The following is a 22,385-nucleotide window of genomic DNA, read 5'->3' as shown; positions in this document are numbered from 1 at the left end:
GGAGCACTGTTTTTTATTTCCTAAGAAATTTTGTTTCGCCATCATCTTTTGTATGAATTTTCCATATTGGTGAAATGGCTTTTCCTTGAAAACGATCTTTTGCTACAGTGTACCAATAATAATCTTCATTTGGCTTTAAGCCCTTCCACTCAAAGCTTGCTTTTTTGCCGCTTTTTACGCCGCGCGCTTCTCCTAGAAGAACATTCGTATACACATTGAGTTCAAAATAATTGGTTTTGACAGATTTCATTTTCGGTGTCAAATCTACATCGATTGAAAATTCATCCTGATCTCCATACGTTTTAGGATCATAAAAATGCTCTTGATTCAAGTAAGGAGAGTATGTCGTAAAATGAAGTTGATTTTTTTCTTGATCGGCTGTTATGACCCTCATAAACCCTTGACCACCTTCAGGTCCTGACTGATAATCGGCGAGTATTTGATATACTTTTCTGTCGACTTTTCCATCATGGTCATCATCAAGCTCATCTACTTTCCTGCTTGCTCCATGGTAATGGCCGCTAAATACGGCCACAATATTAGGATGGCGTTTCACCACTTGGTGGAAGATGAGGTCGCCAATCGGGCTTCGGTTGCCGCTCACTAACAAATACTCATGGAAATTTAAAATGACGATACGATCTGGATGCTCAGAAATTACACGGTTTAACCAATCAATTTCATCTTGCTTAATCCCCCAGCCCATGTACACCATCATATAATCATTGCCACCGGCAGAGATGAGATCATAATGACCTTTATTGTTTCGATAGGATTCACCATAGTAAGGCTTATCAGCAAAGCGTTTTTCCCCGAAATATTTCCCGTATTCCGCATATAAACCGTCCTTGTGTCTAACATCATGATTTCCTGCTAAAACACCATAGGGAATGTGATTCTCATCTAATACACGCATAAATGTATCAGCACGCTGCCATTGCTTATCCTTTGAATCATCCACAATATCGCCTGTATGGAACACATATTGAATGTTTAATTTTTCCCTCTGATCTCTGATCCATTCGACCATTTGTTTAAAGATATGGGGATAGCTCTTTGCATAATATTGAGTGTCAGACATCCATACCATCTTATATGGCTTTTGCGATTTGCTGATTTCATCCTGTACTAGCAAATCAAACGTTTGATTCTTCATGTACTGTCTCACTGACAGTAGCCCTTTCAGATAAAATTCCTTTTGATCCTTGGCAAAGTGATGAGTGATTTTATCCCACTTTTCCTGCTGGTGATTCCACGCGTACATTGTCACCTTTCTCCCTGACAATGAACTCCCTTTCCATACAGCTTCGACGACATCCTTTTCACGTACACCATGATGAACCTTAATTTGAAAACGATGATAAGGAAAACGCTGTAAATCCTTCGTTTCAACTGACTTCCCATCAACAAATGCAATGCGGTTCCTTTCTTGATCAGAAAAAATCATTTCTCCTTTTTGGAGATAACTCTTAGGCGGTTCTGTCTCTGCTGCATACTTAAAAATCTTCATTGAAGGATGCAGCGATGTATATTGATAGGCACGATAAAAAGAGTAATCTAACTTATCATTCGTTGGATCCTTGGTTAGCACAGTTTGTTTTGATGATTTCATTTTCGTCTTATCTGCCACCCGCTCTGGTGTTTCAGGATGCTCATGTACCGTCTTGAACTCTTTTTTTAACGTCGACATGTTCCCGGCAGCGTCTTTTGCTTTGATCGTAAACGTGTGCTTCCCAGGCTTTAATTCACTAGAGGACGTCTGATATGGCAAAGAAACTGGTTTGCCATCTACATATGCCTTCAACTCCTCAATGTCACTCCAGCGATCCGTTACTTTTGCTTTTAATGTAAAGGCGCCTTTATATTGATCCTTTGCTTGTACATTGGTCTTAATTCTCGGCCCAGTGTTATCAACTTTCACACGTACTGAAGCGTGCTCGTCTGAGGTTTTGGCCTCAATCAGGTGCGGCCCTTCTTTCAGCCTTTTTGTATCCCACTTTATATAGGTTGAGACATACGCCTCTTTTGGAATCTCAAATTGAAACGTTCTCACCTTTTTTGCGTTCCCGCTGTCTCCCATTCTCCATTCTTTTAGCGGCCTCGCATTGATTGGCGGAATTTGTGTTCCATTTGACAAGATCATCCTGACGTTTTTCAATTCAAAATCATCATGATTCTCTCCAGGCAGCCGGTCCATCGGAGAAGACTTTGTGCCAGCGTGGAAAGAGATCGTTTGGAGACCTGCCTTTTTTATCTCTTCTTCGGGTATTGGCATTGTATAGGTACGGTACACCTTTGTCGAATCATCAAAAATAGAAAGTAAACGCCTACCTATAGACACACCATTTTTAAAATATAAATTTGTTCCTTTGACATCAAATGCGATATATGGATCCGCTTCAAGCGCAGAGGATACTTGCTGATTCCGTTTTCCATCTATCCGCAATTCGATGCTTTTTTTCTGATCAGACGTTGCCTTTAATGAAAATAAACCTGATACCGTATCTCCCTCTTCTACATTGAATCGTAGACCGTGGGCTTTGCTGACCTGCTCCACATCAATCGTTTTTTTCAACGTCATGGCTTCATTTTCGCCGTCTGACGCTTCAAGCTGATATTCCAATTGTTCTTTCCCAATCAACTCAGGTGAATAAATAATATGATGAAATAACCGGTCATTATGGTCTTTTTGCAGCAGTATTTCCTTAAACGGATCTTTTCGATTCGTTCGATAGCGCAGCTTGACGGTTTTTACAGCCTGATCATCTTGGACGTCTGCTTTAATCTCTACACTTTCAGTTGGTTTCACCGGTTTCCTTACCGTCATATCTTCAATCACAGGTTTATGGATATCTTGAGAAATTTCCTTTTTTTCAGATGGAATTTGTGCTTTTAGTACTTTACCTGGAGTGGGTTCTTCCTCAATTATCGAAATCAGCTTCGTCTGCGTCGTACCATCCATTGGATACTTAAACAGCAAGGATTTATGCTCGCTAAACCATGATGGCTTCAAACGAAATGCGGCAGAAGAAATCTCTTCACCTATATTTGTTGTGATCGAAACAAGACGAGATTTAGAGTTGGACAGCCCTTTGCTCTCGATAATAGATAGATGCTCGCCCTCTTTTAATTGGCTTTTGTACATGGCATTAAAGTCCGCTGTCGTTAAATGCTCCTGCCCTTTTTTTCTCAGCCAGAATACATAAGGTTTTCCAGGTGAAATGGTGACTGAATTTGTGTGAAAGGAGTATACATCATCCATTTCAATGCCCTGTGCAGGATTGCGGTAGCGGAGCTGATAATGTTTAAGAGAAATAGGCGCATGTGTCGTGTTATACACTTCGATAAACTCAAAAGCATCTTTGCCTTTTCGGTTTTTTGAATTGACAACAATTTCTGTGATGAATAAATCCGGAATATGTGAAAGATCTTCTTCAAATCCATTTAAATGAACCAATTTCTCTGCCGTTTTGATTACTGATTTTTGCGTAAGGAACTCTGTATAGTAACGAACGGTTGGATTCCATAATTGATCTGGCGGAATTTTCGCTGTAAATTCTGGCTTCATCCCTGGCAGCCGTTCCATTGGAATCAAGCGGTACCCCAGTTCATCACTTTGTTTATAATACAAGTTCGCAGACAAAATCTGTTCTTGGTCACTAATGGACGCACGAAACTGTAGATCATGGCTTTTTCCTAGAACCGGGCGGACGTCCACATGAAATTGGTCAAAGATAAAAGGCGAAAAAGGCTTGTCCGGTACATTCACTTCTGTTTGAAGAAAAGGGCCTGCTGAAGCAGGCTGACTGAAACAAAAAAGAATGATAAAAAAACATAAAAGCATGATTTGTCTGCTCACGTTCACCATCTTGCACCGCCTCCCTTCGGATATTGTGTCTCCTGAAGGTCGTTTTTATGTCAGATGGAACGGAGAAACGATGCAAATTTGCACAAAAAAACCGTTAGCTTTTTTTCGCTAACGGCTCTACAATTCCTTTTTGTATCAACAGATGGAAAATGGATAAAATGACAGCCATCCAAATGGCCGTTCCGAATCCATCAATGTTAAAGCTATCTCCCATAAAGCTCGATGTCATCATGAGTGTAATCGCATTGATGACAAATAAGAACAATCCTAGTGAAAGAACGGTCACTGGAAGCGTTAAAATGATCAAAAACGGCTTCACTAAAATATTGAGCAAGGACAAAATGATACTTGCCACAATGGCTGCGCCAAAACCTTCAATATACACGCTCCCGAGCCCAGGCAGAATGCCCGAATCAAAATATCCAGCAATGACGATTAAAAGTAATGCATTTACTAAAATACTGACGATCCATCTAAGCATTTATTTAGTGCCTTCTTCCGGAACAACAAAATACCAGATGAAGTAGATCAGGAAGATCGGCATAAATGCTGTCAAAAATCCGATGATGACGGTTAAAATGCGAAGCAGGGATGCATCCACACTTAAATATTCCGCAAGTCCACCAACAACACCCGCTATTTTTTTATCCGTTGCTGAACGATAAAGCTTCTTCATGTAGAATCACTCCTTGTCTGATTGGTGCTTTACTTGTATTGAGCCTGTTTTTGTTTCTGCAAAAATGGATATACTGTGCACCGCTTGTTGATTTGCTTTGATCATTTTCTCTTTTTGTAATGTTTCATTTTTTTCTTTAATCATCTCTGCATCAAGTAAATCGTGAGAGATAGACCCAAGATTGCTTTTCAGCTCAGCGGTCACTGCACATGCACGCGGAATCTGAACGTCCACACTGCCTGTTGTCGTTTTCGCATAGATGGAACGGCACTTTTCATCTGACAGCTGAACAGCAATATTTCCATTAAAGCTTTGAGCATCAATTGATTCACTTTTCCCGCGCAGGTCTATGAGCCCATTGATGGTTTCTACTTCAATCATACCACACTCGTGATCTGCCAGTTTGATTTGTCCGTTTGCTGTTTCTATTCCGACTTTTTCTGCTTGTAACGAAGCAAACGAGACAACACCATTTGTCGTTTTCGCGGCAAGTTCTTTTGTCTTTAGCTTTTCCCCGCGAATCGGTCCATTAAACAGCTTGACCTTGATCTTATCGTATTGGATACGCGGTACGTATAATGTAACATTGACTTTCATCGTCTTCTTTTCGGTTCGAATAAAAAATTTATCTCCTTCAAGCCCGCAGTCCAATTGATTGAGAAATTGCTGTCTTGCCTGCTCTCCATCCTCTGCACGGTAAATTTTTGCATGACACTCTGCTCGAATATCTCGATCGTCCCAAGGCATCACGTTGAGGCTGCCGTTCGCCAATTGAATATCTAAATGGGAAAGCGATGCGTCCTTGAACTGAAAAATGTGCTCAACATCAACGGACTGTCCAAAGTTCAAATCAAGATCCACGTCTTTTACCTTTTTCACCGCAGAGTCTAACCAGCCAAACAGCTTTGCCCCAAGATTTTCGGTGCCGTTTCCTTTGCTCTCTGCTCCAGCTTTTTCTTCATGAAAGGTGTGATCAGCCGTAGACTTTTCTAATGAGACTGACTGACCTTCTTCTAGTTTTTCCAGCAGCGTAATTGCTTCTTTTGCTGATAATACTCCGTCTTCTACTAATTTTAAAATTCGTTCTTTTTCATTCATACAAAGCCCTCCTAAGATTTGATGGATTGAAGTACTTTAATACCTTGAATGATATTCCAAATGACAGAGATCAAAAAGCCAATGACTACTAAAAAAGACAAGATGAACACCATCATGACTGGAATGAGCGAGTCACCTGCCTGTGTCGTCAATAAAAATGGGATAGACCCAAAAATCAACAGAATGCACGCTGCGACCGGCAAAAGATGTGACCATAATGCCCGCAATGCGTGCCGCTTCGTTTCCTTTTGATCTACTACAAAAAACGCCACGATCGGTACGATAAACGGCATAAATAATACACTAAAATAACAAATAGAAGCAATAATCGACTGATCTCTATTCATATATATTCGCTCCTTCATAACGAAAATTCCTTTCTAACTCATACGTTTATTGCGTATAAAAAGTTTCAAAATCATTCGATTTACATATGACCTTAGACACAAATTATTTCTTTTTGCACCTAAGAGTAGATTCTTCACAGATTACCCTTTAAAATATGTTGAAAAGATGGTGATTATCAATATAGGGGGTAATTATTTTGACAGATCATCATAATACAAAACAAACGGCTCAAACGCTTTTAGACCTTATACAAAAACAGAAAAGCATGAACAGCGATATGATCAAGGAGCTTGAGACCATTCATCCGTCTCATCCAAAGTATGGTGATATCCGTTATTTAAAGGTACTGCTCGACAGCAGCAGCACCCATATTTTAAAGGATTTAACGCACCTCAGTAATTTAATGCCGAAGGAAGATGTGCAATAAAAGAAAAACCCCTCTTATCGAGGGGTTTTCTTTATGAAGAAGTCACACTTTCCGTTTCTTTAACCAGTTGTTTCATGCGTTTACGGTCACGCTCTAAAATAGGCTTCAAGTATTGACCTGTGTAAGATGCTTCTTCTTTTGCAATGTGCTCAGGAGTGCCAGAGGCAATGATCGTTCCGCCGCCTGCACCACCTTCTGGTCCGAGATCAACGAGATAATCAGCAGCCTTGATAATATCAAGGTTGTGTTCAATGACCAACACCGTATCTCCGTTTTCAACCAAACGCTGAAGCACCTTTAATAAACGGGCAATATCATCTACATGCAGTCCTGTTGTCGGCTCGTCCAAAATATAAAGGGACCTTCCGTTTGAACGGCGGTGAAGCTCAGATGCCAATTTCACGCGCTGCGCCTCTCCTCCGGACAATGTCGTTGCAGGCTGTCCAAGTGTAATGTATCCAAGCCCCACATCATAAATCGTTTGAAGCTTCCGCTTTATTTTCGGGATATTCTCGAAAAATTGGAGTGCGTCCTCCACAGTCATTTCAAGCACATCAGCAATGTTTTTCCCTTTATATGTGACCTCGAGTGTTTCGCGGTTATAACGTTTCCCGTGACACACTTCACAAGGCACATACACATCTGGCAAAAAGTGCATTTCAATTTTAATGATGCCATCCCCGCGGCACGCCTCACAGCGGCCACCTTTGACGTTAAAGCTGAATCTGCCTTTTTTATAGCCTCGTACCTTTGCTTCGTTTGTTTGTGCAAACACATCCCGCACATCATCAAAGACACCTGTATACGTGGCAGGGTTGGATCTTGGTGTACGGCCAATTGGAGATTGATCAATATCAATGACCTTATCTAAATGATCCATTCCTTTGATTTCTTTGTGCTGCCCTGGCTTCGCCTTCGCTCTGTGCAATTTTTGTGAAAGTGATTTTAATAGAATTTCATTCACAAGCGTACTTTTTCCTGAGCCGGATACTCCGGTCACAGCTGTAAAGACGCCCAGAGGGAACTTCGCATTCACGTTTTTCAAGTTGTTTTCTTTTGCACCTTTTATCTCAATATAGCGGCCGTCAGGCTTTCTTCTCTCAATTGGCAGCGGAATAAATTTCTCACCTGATAAATATTGACCTGTTAAGGATTTCGAGTCCTTCATGACTTCTTCTGGCGTTCCAGCTGAAATCACTTCTCCTCCATGAACTCCTGCTCCAGGTCCAATATCTATTAAATAATCAGCGGCTAGCATGGTATCTTCATCATGCTCCACGACAATCAGTGTGTTCCCGATGTCACGCATATTTTTCAACGTCCCAATCAACCGGTCATTATCGCGCTGATGCAGACCAATGGATGGTTCATCTAATATATAAAGAACACCTGTCAGCCTTGAGCCGATTTGAGTTGCCAGGCGAATCCGCTGCGCCTCTCCGCCTGATAGTGTGCCAGCGGACCGGCTCAAATTCAGATAATCTAAGCCCACATTATTTAAGAAGGACAAACGCTCTTTGATTTCACGTAAAATGAGCTGGGCAATCTGCAAATCTTTCTCAGACAACTCAATTTTTTCATAGAAATCAAGGGCATCAGAGACAGACAAATCGGTGATTTCTCCGATATGCTTGCCATTGATGAGAACCGCCAGCGTTTCTTTTTTCAGACGATATCCTTTACATGTCGGACATGGCTGATTGGCCATATATTTTTCCATTTGTTCACGAATATAATCAGAGCTGGTTTCCTTATAACGCCGTTCAATATTACGAAGAACGCCTTCAAACTCAATTTCATTTTCACGTACCTGACCAAAATCATTTTCATATTTAAAATAAATCCGTTCAGATCCGCTTCCATATAAAATTTTATCAAATAAATGCGATGGGATATCTTTCACTGGAATGTCCATGTCGATGCCATAATGTGTACAAACAGCCTCAAGAAGCTGTGGATAGTATTGCGAGCTTTGCGGCTCCCATGGTGCAATGGCATGCTGCCGTAAAGTCAGATCCTTATTAGGAATGACAAGCTCAGGGTCGACTTCCAGTTTTGAACCGAGCCCATCACAGCTCGGGCAGGCACCAAAAGGACTATTAAATGAAAACATTCTCGGCTCAAGTTCACCAATAGAGAACCCGCAATGCGGACAAGCATGATGTTCGCTGAATAACAGCTCTTCTTGTCCAATCACATCAATCATCACTCGGCCTTCGCCCAGCCGCAGCGCCGTTTCAAGGGAGTCAGACAGCCGAGCAGCAACGCCTTCCTTCACGACAATTCGATCAATGACTACTTCAATGGAATGCTTCTTGTTCTTTTCAAGCTCGATATCTTCTGAAAGATCCTCCATCTCTCCATCGACTCTCACTCGTACATAGCCCTGCTTCCGAATTTGATCAAGCACTTTCACATGTGTTCCTTTGCGGCCGGATACAACTGGCGCAAGCACTTGTAATTTCGTTCTTTCAGGATACTCTAAAATACGATCTGTCATCTGCTCAATCGTTTGTGACGTAATTTCAATTCCATGTATAGGACAAATCGGTTTTCCGACTCGAGCATACAAGAGACGCAAGTAATCATAAATTTCAGTGACAGTACCAACTGTTGATCTAGGGTTTCGGCTCGTCGTTTTCTGGTCAATACTAATCGCCGGAGAAAGACCTTCAATGGCATCTACATCCGGTTTATCCATCTGCCCAAGAAATTGGCGTGCATACGCTGAAAGAGATTCAACGTACCTGCGCTGACCTTCTGCATAAATCGTATCAAAGGCAAGCGACGATTTTCCTGAACCAGATAATCCCGTAATGACCACTAGCTGGTCACGCGGGATATTGACATCAATATTTTTAAGGTTGTGGGCTCTAGCACCTTTCACCTCTATTCGTTCCATAGCCATCAGGCAATCATCCTTCCGCTTTTAGCTCTAGCAATAGATCTCTTAATTCTGCTGCTTTTTCAAAATCAAGCGCTTTTGCTGCATCTTTCATTTCCATCTCGACTTTTTCGATCACTTTTTCTCGTTCTTTTTTGCTCATTTTCGAAAGTTTTGGTGCTGCTTTTGTTTCGTATTCTTCTGAATCCTCATGTATCTTTGTTGCCTTAATGACATCTCGAATTTTCTTATGGATCGTTTGCGGTGTAATCCCGAATTTCTCGTTGTATGCTTCTTGCTGTTCTCGTCTTCGCTTCGTTTCTTGAATCGCAATGTCCATCGATTTCGTCATATTGTCTGCATACATAATGACCCGGCCTTCTGCATTTCTCGCTGCACGGCCAATCGTCTGGATGAGGGATCTTTCAGAGCGCAAAAAGCCTTCTTTATCCGCATCTAAAATGGCCACAAGCGACACCTCTGGAATATCCAGTCCTTCACGAAGAAGGTTGATTCCAACAAGCACATCATATTTACCGAGACGCAGATCACGGATAATCTCAATCCGCTCAAGGGTCTTAATCTCTGAATGCAGGTAATTCACCTTGATTCCGATTTCTTTTAAGTAATCTGTGAGATCCTCAGACATTTTCTTCGTCAGTGTGGTCACGAGCACACGCTCATTTTTCTCAACTCGTGCATGAATTTCTCCAATTAAGTCATCAATTTGTCCTTCAATCGGACGGACTTCAATGATTGGATCAAGTAATCCTGTTGGACGGATAATTTGTTCCACAACCTCTGGTGTTTTCTCAAGCTCATACGGACCAGGCGTTGCTGATACATGCACAATATGATTGATATGTTTTTCAAACTCATCAAAAGTGAGCGGTCTGTTATCAAGTGCTGATGGCAGGCGGAATCCGTGATCAACCAACACTTGCTTTCTAGCTTGGTCCCCGTTGTACATGGCGCGGATTTGCGGAATCGTCACATGCGACTCATCGACCACAATCATAAAATCATCTGGGAAATAATCAAGCAGTGTGTAAGGTGTTGAACCAGGCGGACGCAAGGTTAGATGTCTTGAATAGTTCTCAATTCCTGAACAAAAGCCCATCTCTCTCATCATCTCAAGGTCATATCTTGTCCGCTGCTCAAGGCGCTGCGCTTCAAGTAATTTTCCATTTTCACGAAGCTTTTCAAGCTGTTCTTCTAGCTCTTGTTCAATATTGATAATGGCTTTTTCCATTTTTTCTTCTCTTGTGACGAAGTGAGATGCTGGGAAAATCGCCACATGATCACGATCACCAAGTATTTCTCCAGTCAGCGCATCCACTTCACGAATACGTTCAATTTCATCACCGAAAAACTCCACTCTGATACAATGCTCATCTCGTGAAGCGGGAAAAATCTCAACAACGTCTCCTCTGACTCGGAAGGTTCCGCGCTGAAAATCTATATCATTACGAGAATACTGAATATCCACCAGCTTACGAAGAAGCTGATTGCGTTCAATCTCCATTTCAGTACGCAAAGACAGCACAAGCTCTCTGTATTCCTCTGGCGAACCTAAGCCATAAATACAGGACACACTGGCAATGATGATGACATCTCTTCTCTCAAATAACGAGGACGTAGCCGAGTGTCTCAGCTTATCAATCTCATCATTGATGCTGGCATCCTTCTCAATAAATGTATCGGTCTGAGGTACATATGCCTCTGGCTGATAATAATCATAGTAACTCACAAAATATTCAACAGCGTTATTCGGAAAAAATTCCTTAAATTCGCTGTATAACTGACCGGCAAGTGTCTTATTATGCGCAATGACAAGTGTCGGTTTGTTCACTTCTTTGATCAGGTTGGAGACAGTAAAGGTCTTTCCCGTACCTGTAGCACCTAACAGCGTTTGATGCTGTTTCCCCTGATGGATCCCCTCAACAAGCTTTTCAATCGCCTTTGGCTGATCTCCTTGGGGCTGATAGTTAGAAACTAATTCAAAGCGGTCACTCACATCAAAGCCTCCGTTTCGTTTACGAAATCTATCTAATGAATATATTATCATAAAAGAACACAAAAATACGAACTAAAGTTCGGCTCTTACTTGATTTTTATTTCCAATACAGTCATACCCTCTCTCCCATGGCAAATAACCCTCTTAAGAAAACCTTCCTTTCAGTATGGAACATTTTGGAGTGAGATATTCGATGAGCAGAAAAAGAAAGCTGTGCTTACTAGAAATCGTAAGCACAGCTCTTGTTTAAAACATGTCAATTTTCAGCCATCATGCTCTTGATGGTGATGACATCATTGATTTTCTTCAGCTTTTTCTCTTTTTTCGATTTCTTTCTTAGCCATAAACAAAGCCCCAGCTACTAAAGAAATAATATCTAATCCCACAATAAAGTAGGTTTCTGTATAGCCTTTCATGTACGAAGCAAATAAAAGCGCTGCTGTTAACGCAATGCCCACATAATGATTATAAGTAACCTTTGAAAATAAAATAACGAGCAAGAAAGGAAAAACTAGTGCAAATATGGCTTTTGTAATCACAAAAACCCTCCCTCTTCATGGTCTACTTCCTTGATTATAGTAAAGATTGGCATATTGAACAATTCACAGTTTTCAATTTCGCCTTTTTTCTCCATGTTCGGAGACTTTTGTTTTAGAAATAGAAGGAAATTAGTGAGATTGTCCCCTTTGTAAAGATAGGTCTTTCCGTCTTTGACAATAACATCCAATCAATCCTATGATTAAAATGATAGTGCGCACTATCATTTTAAAAAATAGAGAGACATACAAACCATTGGCTATTTGGATAAGGGGGCATTCCCATGTATTCAGTTTTATTTCATGCGGCTGAAGAATCCGCATCACTCGCAGGGGCAAAAGGCCTAAATTTAATCAAATTAAACAATCACGGCCTGCCAGTCCCAGATGGATTTATTATTAAAACCAACAGCTTTGCAAGCTTTCTTTCATATCACAATCTGCAGCCAGTAGAACAAAACCTTGCTCAAAAAATCAAGGAAGCATCGTTCCCTTCACAAATGGAAGCAGAGCTGCTTTCGTCCTTTCAATCATTGCGGAAGACTTATCCCTCAGTTGCAGTCCGATCCTCTTCTGTTGCTGAAGATCTCGAAGGAGCCTCATTTGCAGGACAGTACGAGACCTATTTAAATATCAAAACAAATGAAGAGTTTTTACAGGCAGTCAAAGAATGCTGGTCTTCTTATTTTGCAGCGAGAGTCACAGAATATAAGGAAGAGATGAATGAAAATGAGGAAGAGATGCCGCTCATGGCCGTTGTCGTTCAAGGGTTGATCCATTCTGACGTCTCCGGTGTCATCTTTAGTGAGAATCCAGTATCGGGGAAAACAAATGAAATAATGCTGACCGCAAGCTACGGCTTAGGAGAAGCAATTGTCTCCGGCCTTGTGACACCAGACACGTTTATTGTAGATAAAGAAAACTTTTTGATTGAAAAAACACTTGGGGCGAAAGAGCTGCAAATTGTTCCTTTACAAGAGGGTGTCATGGAACAGCCAGTGGCGGAGAAATTAGCTGGCCAATTTTGCCTGAACGATGATCAATTGAAAGAAATCACACAAATCACGAAACAAGTAGAAGAACTTTACGGACATGGAGTCGATATCGAATTTGGCATAGCAGATGGGTCGTTTTATCTACTTCAAGCAAGGCCGATTACTACAGCTCTTCCAAAAGCAGTAAATGAAACAGCAGGTGCTTCTTTTCAAATGAAGCCAGAAGAGCTGCAGGATTTCTGGATTTCAATGGATGATCATATGCCTGGTCCAACGAGCCCTCTTTTCTCAAGCCTAATCATACCAGCCTTAAAAAGCGGGATGAAGAAAAATGGAGAAAAGTATCAAGTACCTGATATGAACATCAAAGATATTAAACTTTACAGAGGCCACCTATACTCAGCACCGGATCTGCCAGAAGCGCAAGAAGGAGCTGCACCCGTTTTTGATGAAAGCATATTTGAGTTATTTCCTCATTTAAGTGAACGGATGTATGAGATTCTAGAGAAAAATTTCTTTCCATTTTACGAAAAACTCGATCGCCAAATGAATGAACCTATAACCATTGAAAAAGCCATCATTGGTTTTGAAGAATTAAAGAATTTTTATATCCAAGCATATGATGATCATTTTGATATCGTCATACCACAAGTCATTCTATCAGCCATCATTGAAGACATGCTTGTAACGTATACTGGTGATCAAACCCAAGTCGTCTTGCTGCACGAAATGATGATAGGCGTGATGAACAAATCTCTTGAAACAGACAAGGTGCTATCTGATATCGCAAAGGATGTCCTTCAAGATCCAGAACTTCATCAAGCATTTATTCAACATGAAAAGAACTCGGAGCTGTTACATGCACTCAATCACTCGGAAAAAGGAAGGCATTTCATTTCGAAATTGGAGGATTTTCTCCAAGTTTACGGCTGGCGATCTGTTAAAAGTCATGACCTTACAGATGAGACTTGGGCAGAAAACCCGGAGTTTATATTAGATATCATCAGAAATAACATCCATTGCCATTGTGATTTTGATGAAGAATTTGCAAAAGCAGTGATCAAAAGACAAGAGACATATAAACATTTTATGAGTCAAGTGAAGGATGAATCGTTTAAAACAAAATTTGAGACGCTGTATCAATTTGCCCTTCGAGCAGCGAATATCCGAGATGACCACCACTTCTATATTGATGCCATGTTAGATGCAAAAGCCCGGGTATATCTATTAAAAATTGGTGAACTTCTAGTACAAAAAGGATCTATTCCTCATCAGGAAGATCTTTGGTATCTCTACGATGATGAGGTACAAAAAGCGCTCACAACGTCTATCTCATTTGATTCGGTTATCCAGCAAAGAAAGATAGAAATGAAGGAAAATGAAGATATTCAACCACCGGCTTACATTGGTACACCAACTGAAGCGGAACTGCAGCAAGTAGAAAGAATGCTTGGTTCATTAAGAGAAAATGAAAACAACACACACGATGTGATCCATGGAATTGGCGCATCCAGCGGTATTGTTTCTGGAAGAGTAAAAGTCATTACATGTGCTGACGAATTCTCACAATTTCAAAAGGATGATATTTTAGTTTGTAAAACGACCACACCTTTATGGACGAGCTTATTTAGAGATGCGAAAGCAGTCATTACCGATGCTGGAGGCATTTTATCTCATTCAGCTATTATCGCAAGAGAGTATATGATGCCAGCTGTCTTAGGTACTAGAATAGCAACTGAAACACTTCAATCTGGTGACCTTGTGACAGTAGATGGCAGCAATGGACGCATTCAGATATTAAAACAGCATTCGCGTGCATAAACTTATCATTTTGGATGATATTGGCGGTCATAGGTTTTATCGGTATACTTACTTTGTTGCAAAACACATTCATAACCTGAGGTGAGTATGCTTGTTAAAATCTACAAATCAACGAATCATTCGCGCAACAATGGATTTATTAACTGAAAAAGGCTATCAAAAAACAACAACCAAAGAAATAGCGACAAAAGCGAATGTGAGTGAAGCAACTATTTTTCGCAACTTTAAAAACAAACGCGGCGTGATTGCTGCCATTATGAAAATGAAATCAACACCGACAAAAACCCTAGAAGCAGAATTCAAAGGCGATTTATACACCGATTTGAAGTTTCTCGGTACCTATTTCCTTGAAGATTTGACTTCCAAAAAAGAATTTATTTATATCAGTATGCGAGAACCGGCTATGTATAAGGATTTAACCAGTCACGAAAAGATTTATCCTCAAGAATTGAGAGAAATGCTCATACAATATTTCAAAAAGATGGGTGCCCAGCATCATGTATTAAAAGGAAATGAAGACATTTATGCAGACATTTTCATTAGTACGTATTTCGGATTTTTCATTCAGCAGCTAGAGCAAGATTTTCAACTCGTTCTCACACAAAAAGAAGATTTTATTGAAACATGCACACACATTTTCATGAGAGGAATTTCTCCCGCTTAAAGGGTGGAATTCTTCTTTTTTACAAAAGGTGGTATACACATTGAGGTTAAAAAAAGAGAGTTTCGTCATCTATTCTTTGTTACTTGGAGCTATACTAGTTCCAGTCAATTCAACGATGATCGCTGTCGCTCTATCATCCATATCAATTTATTATGATCAATCCCTTGCAAACATCACTTGGGTTGTCACAATTTATCTTATTGTCATGGCAGTCACTCAGCCTATCGCTGGTAAGTTAGGAGATATATACGGACACAGGCGAATGTATTTAATTGGGGTCATGCTCTTTTTAATTGGCTCAATTGGATGTGCTTTAGCTCCTAATCTAGCTTTTCTCATCACTTTTCGTTCCATTCAAGCAGCTGGCGGTGCTATTTTAACACCGAATAGCATTGCATTAATTCGTGCAACAGTATCCCCCGAAAAACTGTCTAAAACAATGGGGTATTTTGGGTTTGGAGCCGGTATTGGTGCCGCACTTGGACCTTTTATTGGTTCGATTCTTATTCAGAGTTTTGATTGGCATTCTATATTCTTTGTCAATATCCCATTCTTGTTCCTTACACTTGTTACCGGCGTATTACTCATTCCAAAAACAAAACATACACGCTTACAAGCAAATGTAGACATCACTGGTTCACTATACTTAACCATCGGGATTGCCACACTCATTCTATGCACTAAAAGCCAATTGCTAAATGAACACTTGATCTATGGAATTCTAGCGTTGATCGTCATTCCTTTATTCTTTAAACATGTACGAAAAGTAAAGAATCCGATTATCGATTTGTCGCTTTTTAAAAACAGTTCATTTACAAACGCAAACCTGTCGATCATGCTAAGTAATTTTGTGATGTATGCCATTCTTCTAATTATGCCGCTGTTTATGGAACAACAACTTGCACTTTCTCATACACAAAGCGGTATTATTCTATCAGTATTTTCTCTTTGCATGTCTATTAGCGGCTTGTTAGGGGCAAGACTCCATCCGAAAAAAGGCGCGAAAAAAATGATTGCCTTTTCATTTCTTTGTCTCACTTTATCAGGCATCATGTTAATCACACTCAGTCAGTTCCCTACCTTACCACTGCTTATCGTGACACTTGTCGCAGGTGGAATTTCATCAGGTATTGGAATGACCAGTATGCAGATGGCTTCTTTAACGTCTGTTGATCAAAGCTTATCTGGTTCAGCATCTGGTATTTTCTCTACCTTTCGATATTTTGGCAGTATCATTTCGTCTACATTGATTGGGATCATGAGTGGTTTTCAATCTTTATTTATTGTATTAATGGGTGCAGGCATTCTTGGTTTCCTTTTATCTCAACGTGTAAAAACCAAATCAACCTCCCCATCATCTGAACATTCCGCCTAATGACTCCCTTGCTCTATGTTTAGTTAGAGCGGGGAGTTTTCATCATTTGTATCACTGTAAACTATAGCGAGTGCATCCATCAAATCCTGAAAATCATCTTTTAAAGAAGAAAAAATGGCATATGTCCAGACAAAAAAGGAACTTCAGGTACAAATGGTCTCCCTCACTTACCTAAAAGCTTTTTTCCATTCTTTCAGCATGGATAACTTCAATTTTTTTTCACAATTTTTGTGGTATGATTTTGAAAATAGAGAACGCAAAGGAGCGGAAGAATGGAACGTGTGAAATATGTTTTGATCTGTTTATCAGCTCTACTTTTATTCCTGACAGGCTGTGGAAAAGAACAGCAATTTACGCCGCCAGGCAGCTCTCAATCCATCGCTGTCATCTCTCAATTAAAAAAAGCCTCCTTTTCAATAGTTGATATACAAAAAAATAAAATGCTCTCTTCTGTGGATTTAAAACACCCACTCACTGATCTTATTCAAATCAATAAAGACGTCATCATCGCTACAAGTAAAGAGGGAGAATCCCTTATCGAAATTAATCTAAAACACGGTACAGCAACAGATTATATGAATGTGGATAAAGGACTGACTTCCCTTACATATGATGCAGCTTCTCATACATTAATCGCTGCCAACTCACAGAAAAATGTCGTTTATTTTATTGATACGGAGCGCAAAAAAATAAAATCGACTGTGAAAACTGGAAAATTACCTTCTTCTATGACTCTTTCTTCATCAGGTATTTTATTTGTTTTAAATGCAGAAAGTCATACTGTCTCCGTCATAGATATTGAAAAGGAAAAAAATATACGTACGTTTTCTGTACTTGAACGGCCTTCTGGGATTCATTTTGATGGACAGTCCATTTGGATCGGCGGCCACGGTAAACAAGGCACCTTAAATAAGAGTATTTTTGCTTATGACCCTAAAACTGGAAAAAAACAGCGAGAAATAAAGCTAGGCGTTATGCCTGTTGCATTTTTTCCAGAGAAAAATTCTTCTATTTTATATGTACTATGTCATGGAGATCATACGCTATACAAAGTAGATACCAAAACAAATAAACAGCTTGCTTCTGTTGAAACTGGTCAAAATCCGAATTATATCACCGCTGATACGACATCAATTTATGTGAGTAACTTGGATGACAACTCAGTATCCATCATCGATAAACACTCACTTATCATGAAAAATCAACTGAATGTCCCATCAGGACCTTATGCTATCGTGTTGGAGGAAAAGAAATGAAGGAACAAATGCGTATTTTAATCGTAGATGATGAGCTTGATATGCTTGAGTTAATCGGGTCTTTTTTAAAGAGAAATGGCTTTCACATTATCACTGCGAATAATGGAAAAGATGCCTTGCATCAGCTTGAAAAGGAATCTGTTGATCTTGTTGTATTAGATATCATGATGCCTGACATGGATGGATTTGAAGTCTGTCAGCGTATTCGACAAACATCTCAAATACCGATTTTATTTTTAACAGCGAGGAGTTATGAAGAGGACCGAATTAGAGGACTTGAAATTGGAGCGGATGACTACATCATGAAGCCTTTCAGTCTGCGTGAGCTTGCAGCAAGAATCGAAACCACTCTGAGACGAATTAGAGGTCTTTCGCTAAAGCGCAGCCGAATACAGATTGGTGACATGGAGATTGATCAAGATGGCAGACAAGTTTACCTCCATCAACAGCCCGTTAATTTAACAAGAAGAGAATTTGATTTACTCATATTTCTTTTGCTCAACCAAGGACAAGTGTTTTCACGAGAACACCTTTATCAAAAATTGTGGGAATCACATTCAACGAGCGGCTCTTTAAGAACTGTCGATACACATATTAAAACGCTGCGACTGAAATTAAAGGAAGCAGAACGATATATTAAAACCGTTTGGGGTGTCGGCTATAAGTTTGAGGAGGAAGAATGAAGCCATTATCGATTAAAAAGAAAGTACTCTTCTTAATCCTTGCAGTGATCGGAATCGTTGCAGCCTCAGCGCTTGCCCTTACCTTTTACTTATACCAGCATTTATATATTGATAAACAGATCGATTCCTTAAGTTTGCAAGGTAAGAAGCTGGCAGAAATCTATCACACACATGGGAAAGACAAGTATTTTACCGACAGAATGAAATGGGCAAATGACTCAAGTCAGGCAAACATTATTTTTACAGATGATCCAATGGAGCTTTCAAGTGGACTTCCTTTTGATACGGACACAAATGATAATCTCATTACGTTCAAGGAACGCCAAAAGCTCCTTCAAGGTGAAACCGTCGTGTTAATTAGAGAACACCCAAAGTTTCACCAAGATATTCTTGGCATCGCCATCCCTGTTTTCTCAAGCAATGATGATCTATCGGGAACTATTTTCCTCTCCATGCCCTTATCAGATGTATATGAACCCTTTGTCCAAATTAGATTGACGCTTGGCATATCCATCTTAATGATTCTGCTCCTGATATTCGTGATCGGATATAAGAGCTCCAATAAAGTAGTGCAGACAATTAATAAAATGAAAGAAATTGCAATGGAAATGGAATCTGGTGATTTCTCAAAACGAATGGTCGTAACCAAAAAAGGAGATGAGTTAAACCAGCTTAGCCGCTCCTTTAATAAACTGTCTTCAACCCTCGAAAAAGTTGAACAGCACCGCAAGGAATTTCTTGCGAATGTCTCTCACGAACTTAGAACGCCTTTAAGTTATATGAAAGGCTATGCAGAAGGAATTGAAGAAGGGATCATTGATCAAAAAAAAGGAATGCAAATCATTCAAGATGAGGCCACACGTTTAAGCCGGCTAGTGCACGATCTTTTAGATCTTGCACAGTTAGAAGGTGACTCTTATCCACTTACGATGGAGCCAATCGTTTTTGCACAGCTGATCCACGATGTTCTTGATCAAATGGCATTCATCGCTGACAAAAAAAGCATTACTTTCAAACGAACGCTTGAAGAGGATTGTATTGTTTATGGTGATAGCGACCGTCTCCAACAAGTGATACGTAATTTACTGGACAATGCCATTCATTACACACCATCTGGAAAATCAATATCGATTGATTTACAAGTTCACCAAGGTGTTGCTGAATTGAAAGTGACCGACGAAGGCAGCGGTATTCCAAAAGAAGATCTCCCACATGTTTCTGAGCGATTTTATCGTGTAAATAAAGCACGAACAAGAAAGGATGGCGGCTCTGGCCTTGGGCTAGCCATTGTCTATCAAATCATCAAAAAACATCATGGAACATTCGGCATTCAATCTGAGCCTGGCTTTGGTACAACAGCCATCATTCAACTTCCCAATGCTTCGTTCAATGAGAGCTCACCTACTCTATAGCTACTCACATATTTTAAAATATCATTTGGAATTACTATTTTATCAATAAATTCAGCATCCATAGGATTTTCTACAACTTGAACAGCTCTTTTCACCAAGAGCTGTTTTTATTTCTAAAAAAAAAAAAAAATGGTCTTTTTTATTAACATTTTATTCATATTTGCTTGTTACACTTTTTTCAAGTGAAAAAAGGAGTGACTTGCTTTTGATCAGACGTTTTCAGAAATTTGATATTTATTTATTTTTCATATTGATCTTATCTGCCATCTTAAACATTTATAACATTTGGGAAGATGACACGGTGAATGCGTATTATACTGCGGCTGTCACAAGTATGATGCAAAGCTGGCATAATTTCTTCTTTGCTTCATTTGATCCAGCAGGATATGTCACGGTGGATAAACCCCCGCTCACCTTCTGGCTGCAAACGATCAGTGCCAAAATTTTTGGTCTGCATGGATGGAGCGTCATCTTGCCTCAAGCTTTAGCAGGCATTGGATCTGTTTATCTGATCTACCGTCTTGTCAAACCAACTTTTGGTCAAGCAGCGGCGAGATTAGCGGCACTTATCATGGCGTGTACACCTATTGCGGTTGCTGTATCTCGTACAAATAATATTGACAGCTTACTTGTCTTTATACTTTTACTAGCAACAGGAATGATGTTCAAGGCTGTAAAACAGCAAAAGGTGCTTTGGGCAATTGCTTCGTTTGCGATGATTGGCGTCGGCTTTAATACAAAAATGCTGCAAGCCTATATGATCGTACCAGCACTCATTCTTTTTTACATCATTGCCTACCGAACGACATGGAAGAAAAAATTGTTATCACTGATGATTTCAATGATTGTTCTTTTAGGTGTATCTGTTTCCTGGTCTATAGCGGTTGATCTCACTTCCAAAGACAATCGTCCTTATATGGGATCTAGTCAATCGAACTCAGCACTAGAATTAGCCTTTGGTTACAACGGTCTTCAGCGGTTGACTGGTCAACAGTCTGGCGGGGGAGGCGGCACAAATCAGGGTGAGGGACAGCCGCCTTCACAGCAGGGTGATCAGCAAAATGACAATGATTCATCCACCATGCCTCAGCCGCCATCTAATGGAAATCAAAACAACTCAGACAATTCAAACCAATCATCCAGTCAGAAACAGCCTTCAACGCAAGGACCACCAAGCAATGCAAACGGCACAACACCACCTGATATGCCTTCAGGCGGTAATGGTGATGGACCGCCAAATGGCGGGGGCGGAAAAATGGGAAATGGCTCCGGCATGTTTGGTACAGGAACCAAGGGACCGTTACGTCTGTTCCAATCTGAACTGTCCGATCAAATCAGCTGGCTGCTTCCATTTGCGATCTTCGGTGCGATTGGTATCTTCTGCTCGACTGCCTTTGAAAGAAGACGTCTCAATACAAAACAAAAAGAAACACTATTTTGGTTAGCTTGGCTTATACCTGTTGCTGCATTTTTCAGTGTAGCAGGATTTTTCCATCATTATTATTTGATCATGCTGGCACCGCCAATTGCTGTATTAGCAGGAGCCGGATGGGTTTCTATGACACAATTGTTCCAAACAGGAATTGGGTTTAAAAAATGGCTGCTTCCAATTGCGATATTCGTCACAACCGCATTTGAAATCTTTATCCTATCTACTTTTACAAGCACGATCGGTCTTGGACTAAGCATTGCAGTCGGTATCATTGGTGTTGGAACAATCCTTTCTCTGCTTTTGATAAAAGGAAAAGAAAAACTAAAACAATTCGTGTCTCTCATCGCCATCCTTGGCATGCTGATTGCACCACTATACTGGGCAAGCACACCTCTTCTTTATGGGGGAAACAGTATGCTTCCAGAGGCTGGTCCTCAGCTTGCAACTTCAAGTGGCAGCATGAGTTCACAAGTCAATGAAAAGCTGATCAGCTATCTTAAGAAAAACAATACGGGAGAAGAATTCCTATTCGGAACAACAGATGCAACCACTGCTTCACCTTACATTATTAAAACAGGAAAAGCTGTTATGGCATTAGGTGGATTTAGTGGATCTGATAACATTCTCACGCTTAGTGAATTCAAACAGCTCGTCAAAGACGGCAAAATCAAGTACTTCTATCTTTCTGGTATGAGAGGCGGCAGCTCTGACATTCTCACTTGGATTCAAAAAAATGGCAAAGAAGTATCTGCTTCTAAATGGCAGAACAGCTCTACATCCAAAACGAACCAGCAAACAGACAGCCAACAATCAGAACAAAATGATCGGTCAAATGGAAGAATGGGCGGAATGGAGAGCGGCACTCTTTATGAACTATCCGTTGATTAATTCAT

At 40.3% G+C, this 22,385-nt stretch carries 16 protein-coding genes; 8 read left to right on the top strand and 8 right to left on the bottom strand.

The window, feature by feature from the left end:
• Positions 1-13: 13 nt before the first annotated feature.
• From JJ692_RS05040 to JJ692_RS05020, 5 genes are all read right to left on the bottom strand, one after another.
• On the bottom strand, positions 14-3,868 hold the full coding sequence (locus tag JJ692_RS05040; RefSeq protein ID WP_206534291.1) for a metallophosphoesterase: 3,855 nt from the start codon (positions 3,866-3,868) through the stop codon (positions 14-16).
• A gap of 94 nt (positions 3,869-3,962) precedes the next feature.
• Positions 3,963-4,349: a phage holin family protein gene (locus JJ692_RS05035; protein ID WP_024423577.1), complete on the bottom strand. Its 387-nt coding sequence runs from the start codon at positions 4,347-4,349 to the stop codon at positions 3,963-3,965.
• Positions 4,350-4,544, bottom strand: a complete 195-nt coding sequence (locus JJ692_RS05030; RefSeq protein WP_024423578.1) for a PspC domain-containing protein — start codon at positions 4,542-4,544, stop codon at positions 4,350-4,352. It lies immediately after the preceding gene.
• Positions 4,545-4,550: 6 nt separating this feature from the next.
• On the bottom strand, positions 4,551-5,642 hold the full coding sequence (locus tag JJ692_RS05025) for a DUF4097 family beta strand repeat-containing protein (protein ID WP_024423579.1): 1,092 nt from the start codon (positions 5,640-5,642) through the stop codon (positions 4,551-4,553).
• 11 nt (positions 5,643-5,653) lie between these two features.
• Positions 5,654-5,989, bottom strand: a complete 336-nt coding sequence (locus JJ692_RS05020; RefSeq protein WP_024423580.1) for a hypothetical protein — start codon at positions 5,987-5,989, stop codon at positions 5,654-5,656.
• A 197-nt stretch (positions 5,990-6,186) separates the two neighbouring features.
• Between JJ692_RS05020 and JJ692_RS05015 the strand changes: the two genes are divergently transcribed.
• Positions 6,187-6,417 (top strand): hypothetical protein, encoded by a 231-nt coding sequence (locus JJ692_RS05015; protein WP_024423581.1) that lies wholly within the window; start codon positions 6,187-6,189, stop codon positions 6,415-6,417.
• Between the two features lie 31 nt (positions 6,418-6,448).
• Here the strand turns inward: JJ692_RS05015 and uvrA are convergent, their stop codons facing one another.
• The 3 genes from uvrA to JJ692_RS05000 all read right to left on the bottom strand — a co-directional run bounded on the left by uvrA (position 6,449) and on the right by JJ692_RS05000 (position 11,857).
• Positions 6,449-9,325, bottom strand: coding sequence for an excinuclease ABC subunit UvrA (gene uvrA / locus JJ692_RS05010; protein ID WP_206534290.1), 2,877 nt, complete (start codon positions 9,323-9,325; stop codon positions 6,449-6,451).
• Between the two features lie 7 nt (positions 9,326-9,332).
• Positions 9,333-11,318, bottom strand: a complete 1,986-nt coding sequence (gene uvrB, locus JJ692_RS05005) for an excinuclease ABC subunit UvrB (protein ID WP_024423583.1) — start codon at positions 11,316-11,318, stop codon at positions 9,333-9,335.
• Between the two features lie 293 nt (positions 11,319-11,611).
• Entirely contained in the window at positions 11,612-11,857 is a 246-nt protein-coding gene (locus tag JJ692_RS05000; protein ID WP_024426229.1) for a CsbA family protein, read from the bottom strand.
• Between the two features lie 281 nt (positions 11,858-12,138).
• Between JJ692_RS05000 and JJ692_RS04995 the strand changes: the two genes are divergently transcribed.
• The 7 genes from JJ692_RS04995 to JJ692_RS04965 all read left to right on the top strand — a co-directional run bounded on the left by JJ692_RS04995 (position 12,139) and on the right by JJ692_RS04965 (position 22,380).
• Positions 12,139-14,670, top strand: a complete 2,532-nt coding sequence (locus JJ692_RS04995) for a PEP/pyruvate-binding domain-containing protein (protein ID WP_206534289.1) — start codon at positions 12,139-12,141, stop codon at positions 14,668-14,670.
• Between the two features lie 91 nt (positions 14,671-14,761).
• Positions 14,762-15,334, top strand: coding sequence for a TetR/AcrR family transcriptional regulator (locus JJ692_RS04990; protein ID WP_151039854.1), 573 nt, complete (start codon positions 14,762-14,764; stop codon positions 15,332-15,334).
• Between the two features lie 40 nt (positions 15,335-15,374).
• Entirely contained in the window at positions 15,375-16,709 is a 1,335-nt protein-coding gene (locus JJ692_RS04985; protein ID WP_206534288.1) for an MFS transporter, read from the top strand.
• 272 nt (positions 16,710-16,981) lie between these two features.
• Positions 16,982-17,965 (top strand): YncE family protein, encoded by a 984-nt coding sequence (locus tag JJ692_RS04980; RefSeq protein ID WP_151039852.1) that lies wholly within the window; start codon positions 16,982-16,984, stop codon positions 17,963-17,965.
• On the top strand, positions 17,962-18,648 hold the full coding sequence (locus tag JJ692_RS04975; protein ID WP_198456584.1) for a response regulator transcription factor: 687 nt from the start codon (positions 17,962-17,964) through the stop codon (positions 18,646-18,648). Before JJ692_RS04980 ends, JJ692_RS04975 begins: the two co-directional genes overlap by 4 nt.
• Positions 18,645-20,060: a HAMP domain-containing sensor histidine kinase gene (locus tag JJ692_RS04970; RefSeq protein WP_198456585.1), complete on the top strand. Its 1,416-nt coding sequence runs from the start codon at positions 18,645-18,647 to the stop codon at positions 20,058-20,060. The genes JJ692_RS04975 and JJ692_RS04970 overlap by 4 nt, the downstream gene beginning before the upstream one ends.
• Positions 20,061-20,265: 205 nt before the next feature.
• Positions 20,266-22,380, top strand: a complete 2,115-nt coding sequence (locus JJ692_RS04965; RefSeq protein ID WP_206534287.1) for an ArnT family glycosyltransferase — start codon at positions 20,266-20,268, stop codon at positions 22,378-22,380.
• The last annotated feature ends 5 nt before the right edge of the window (positions 22,381-22,385 follow it).

Origin of the sequence: Bacillus sp. 3a, from assembly GCF_017161885.1 — a bacterium.
Taxonomy (GTDB): Bacteria; Bacillota; Bacilli; order Bacillales; family Bacillaceae; genus Bacillus; species Bacillus safensis.
This window is presented reverse-complemented; position numbering and strand designations above follow the sequence as displayed.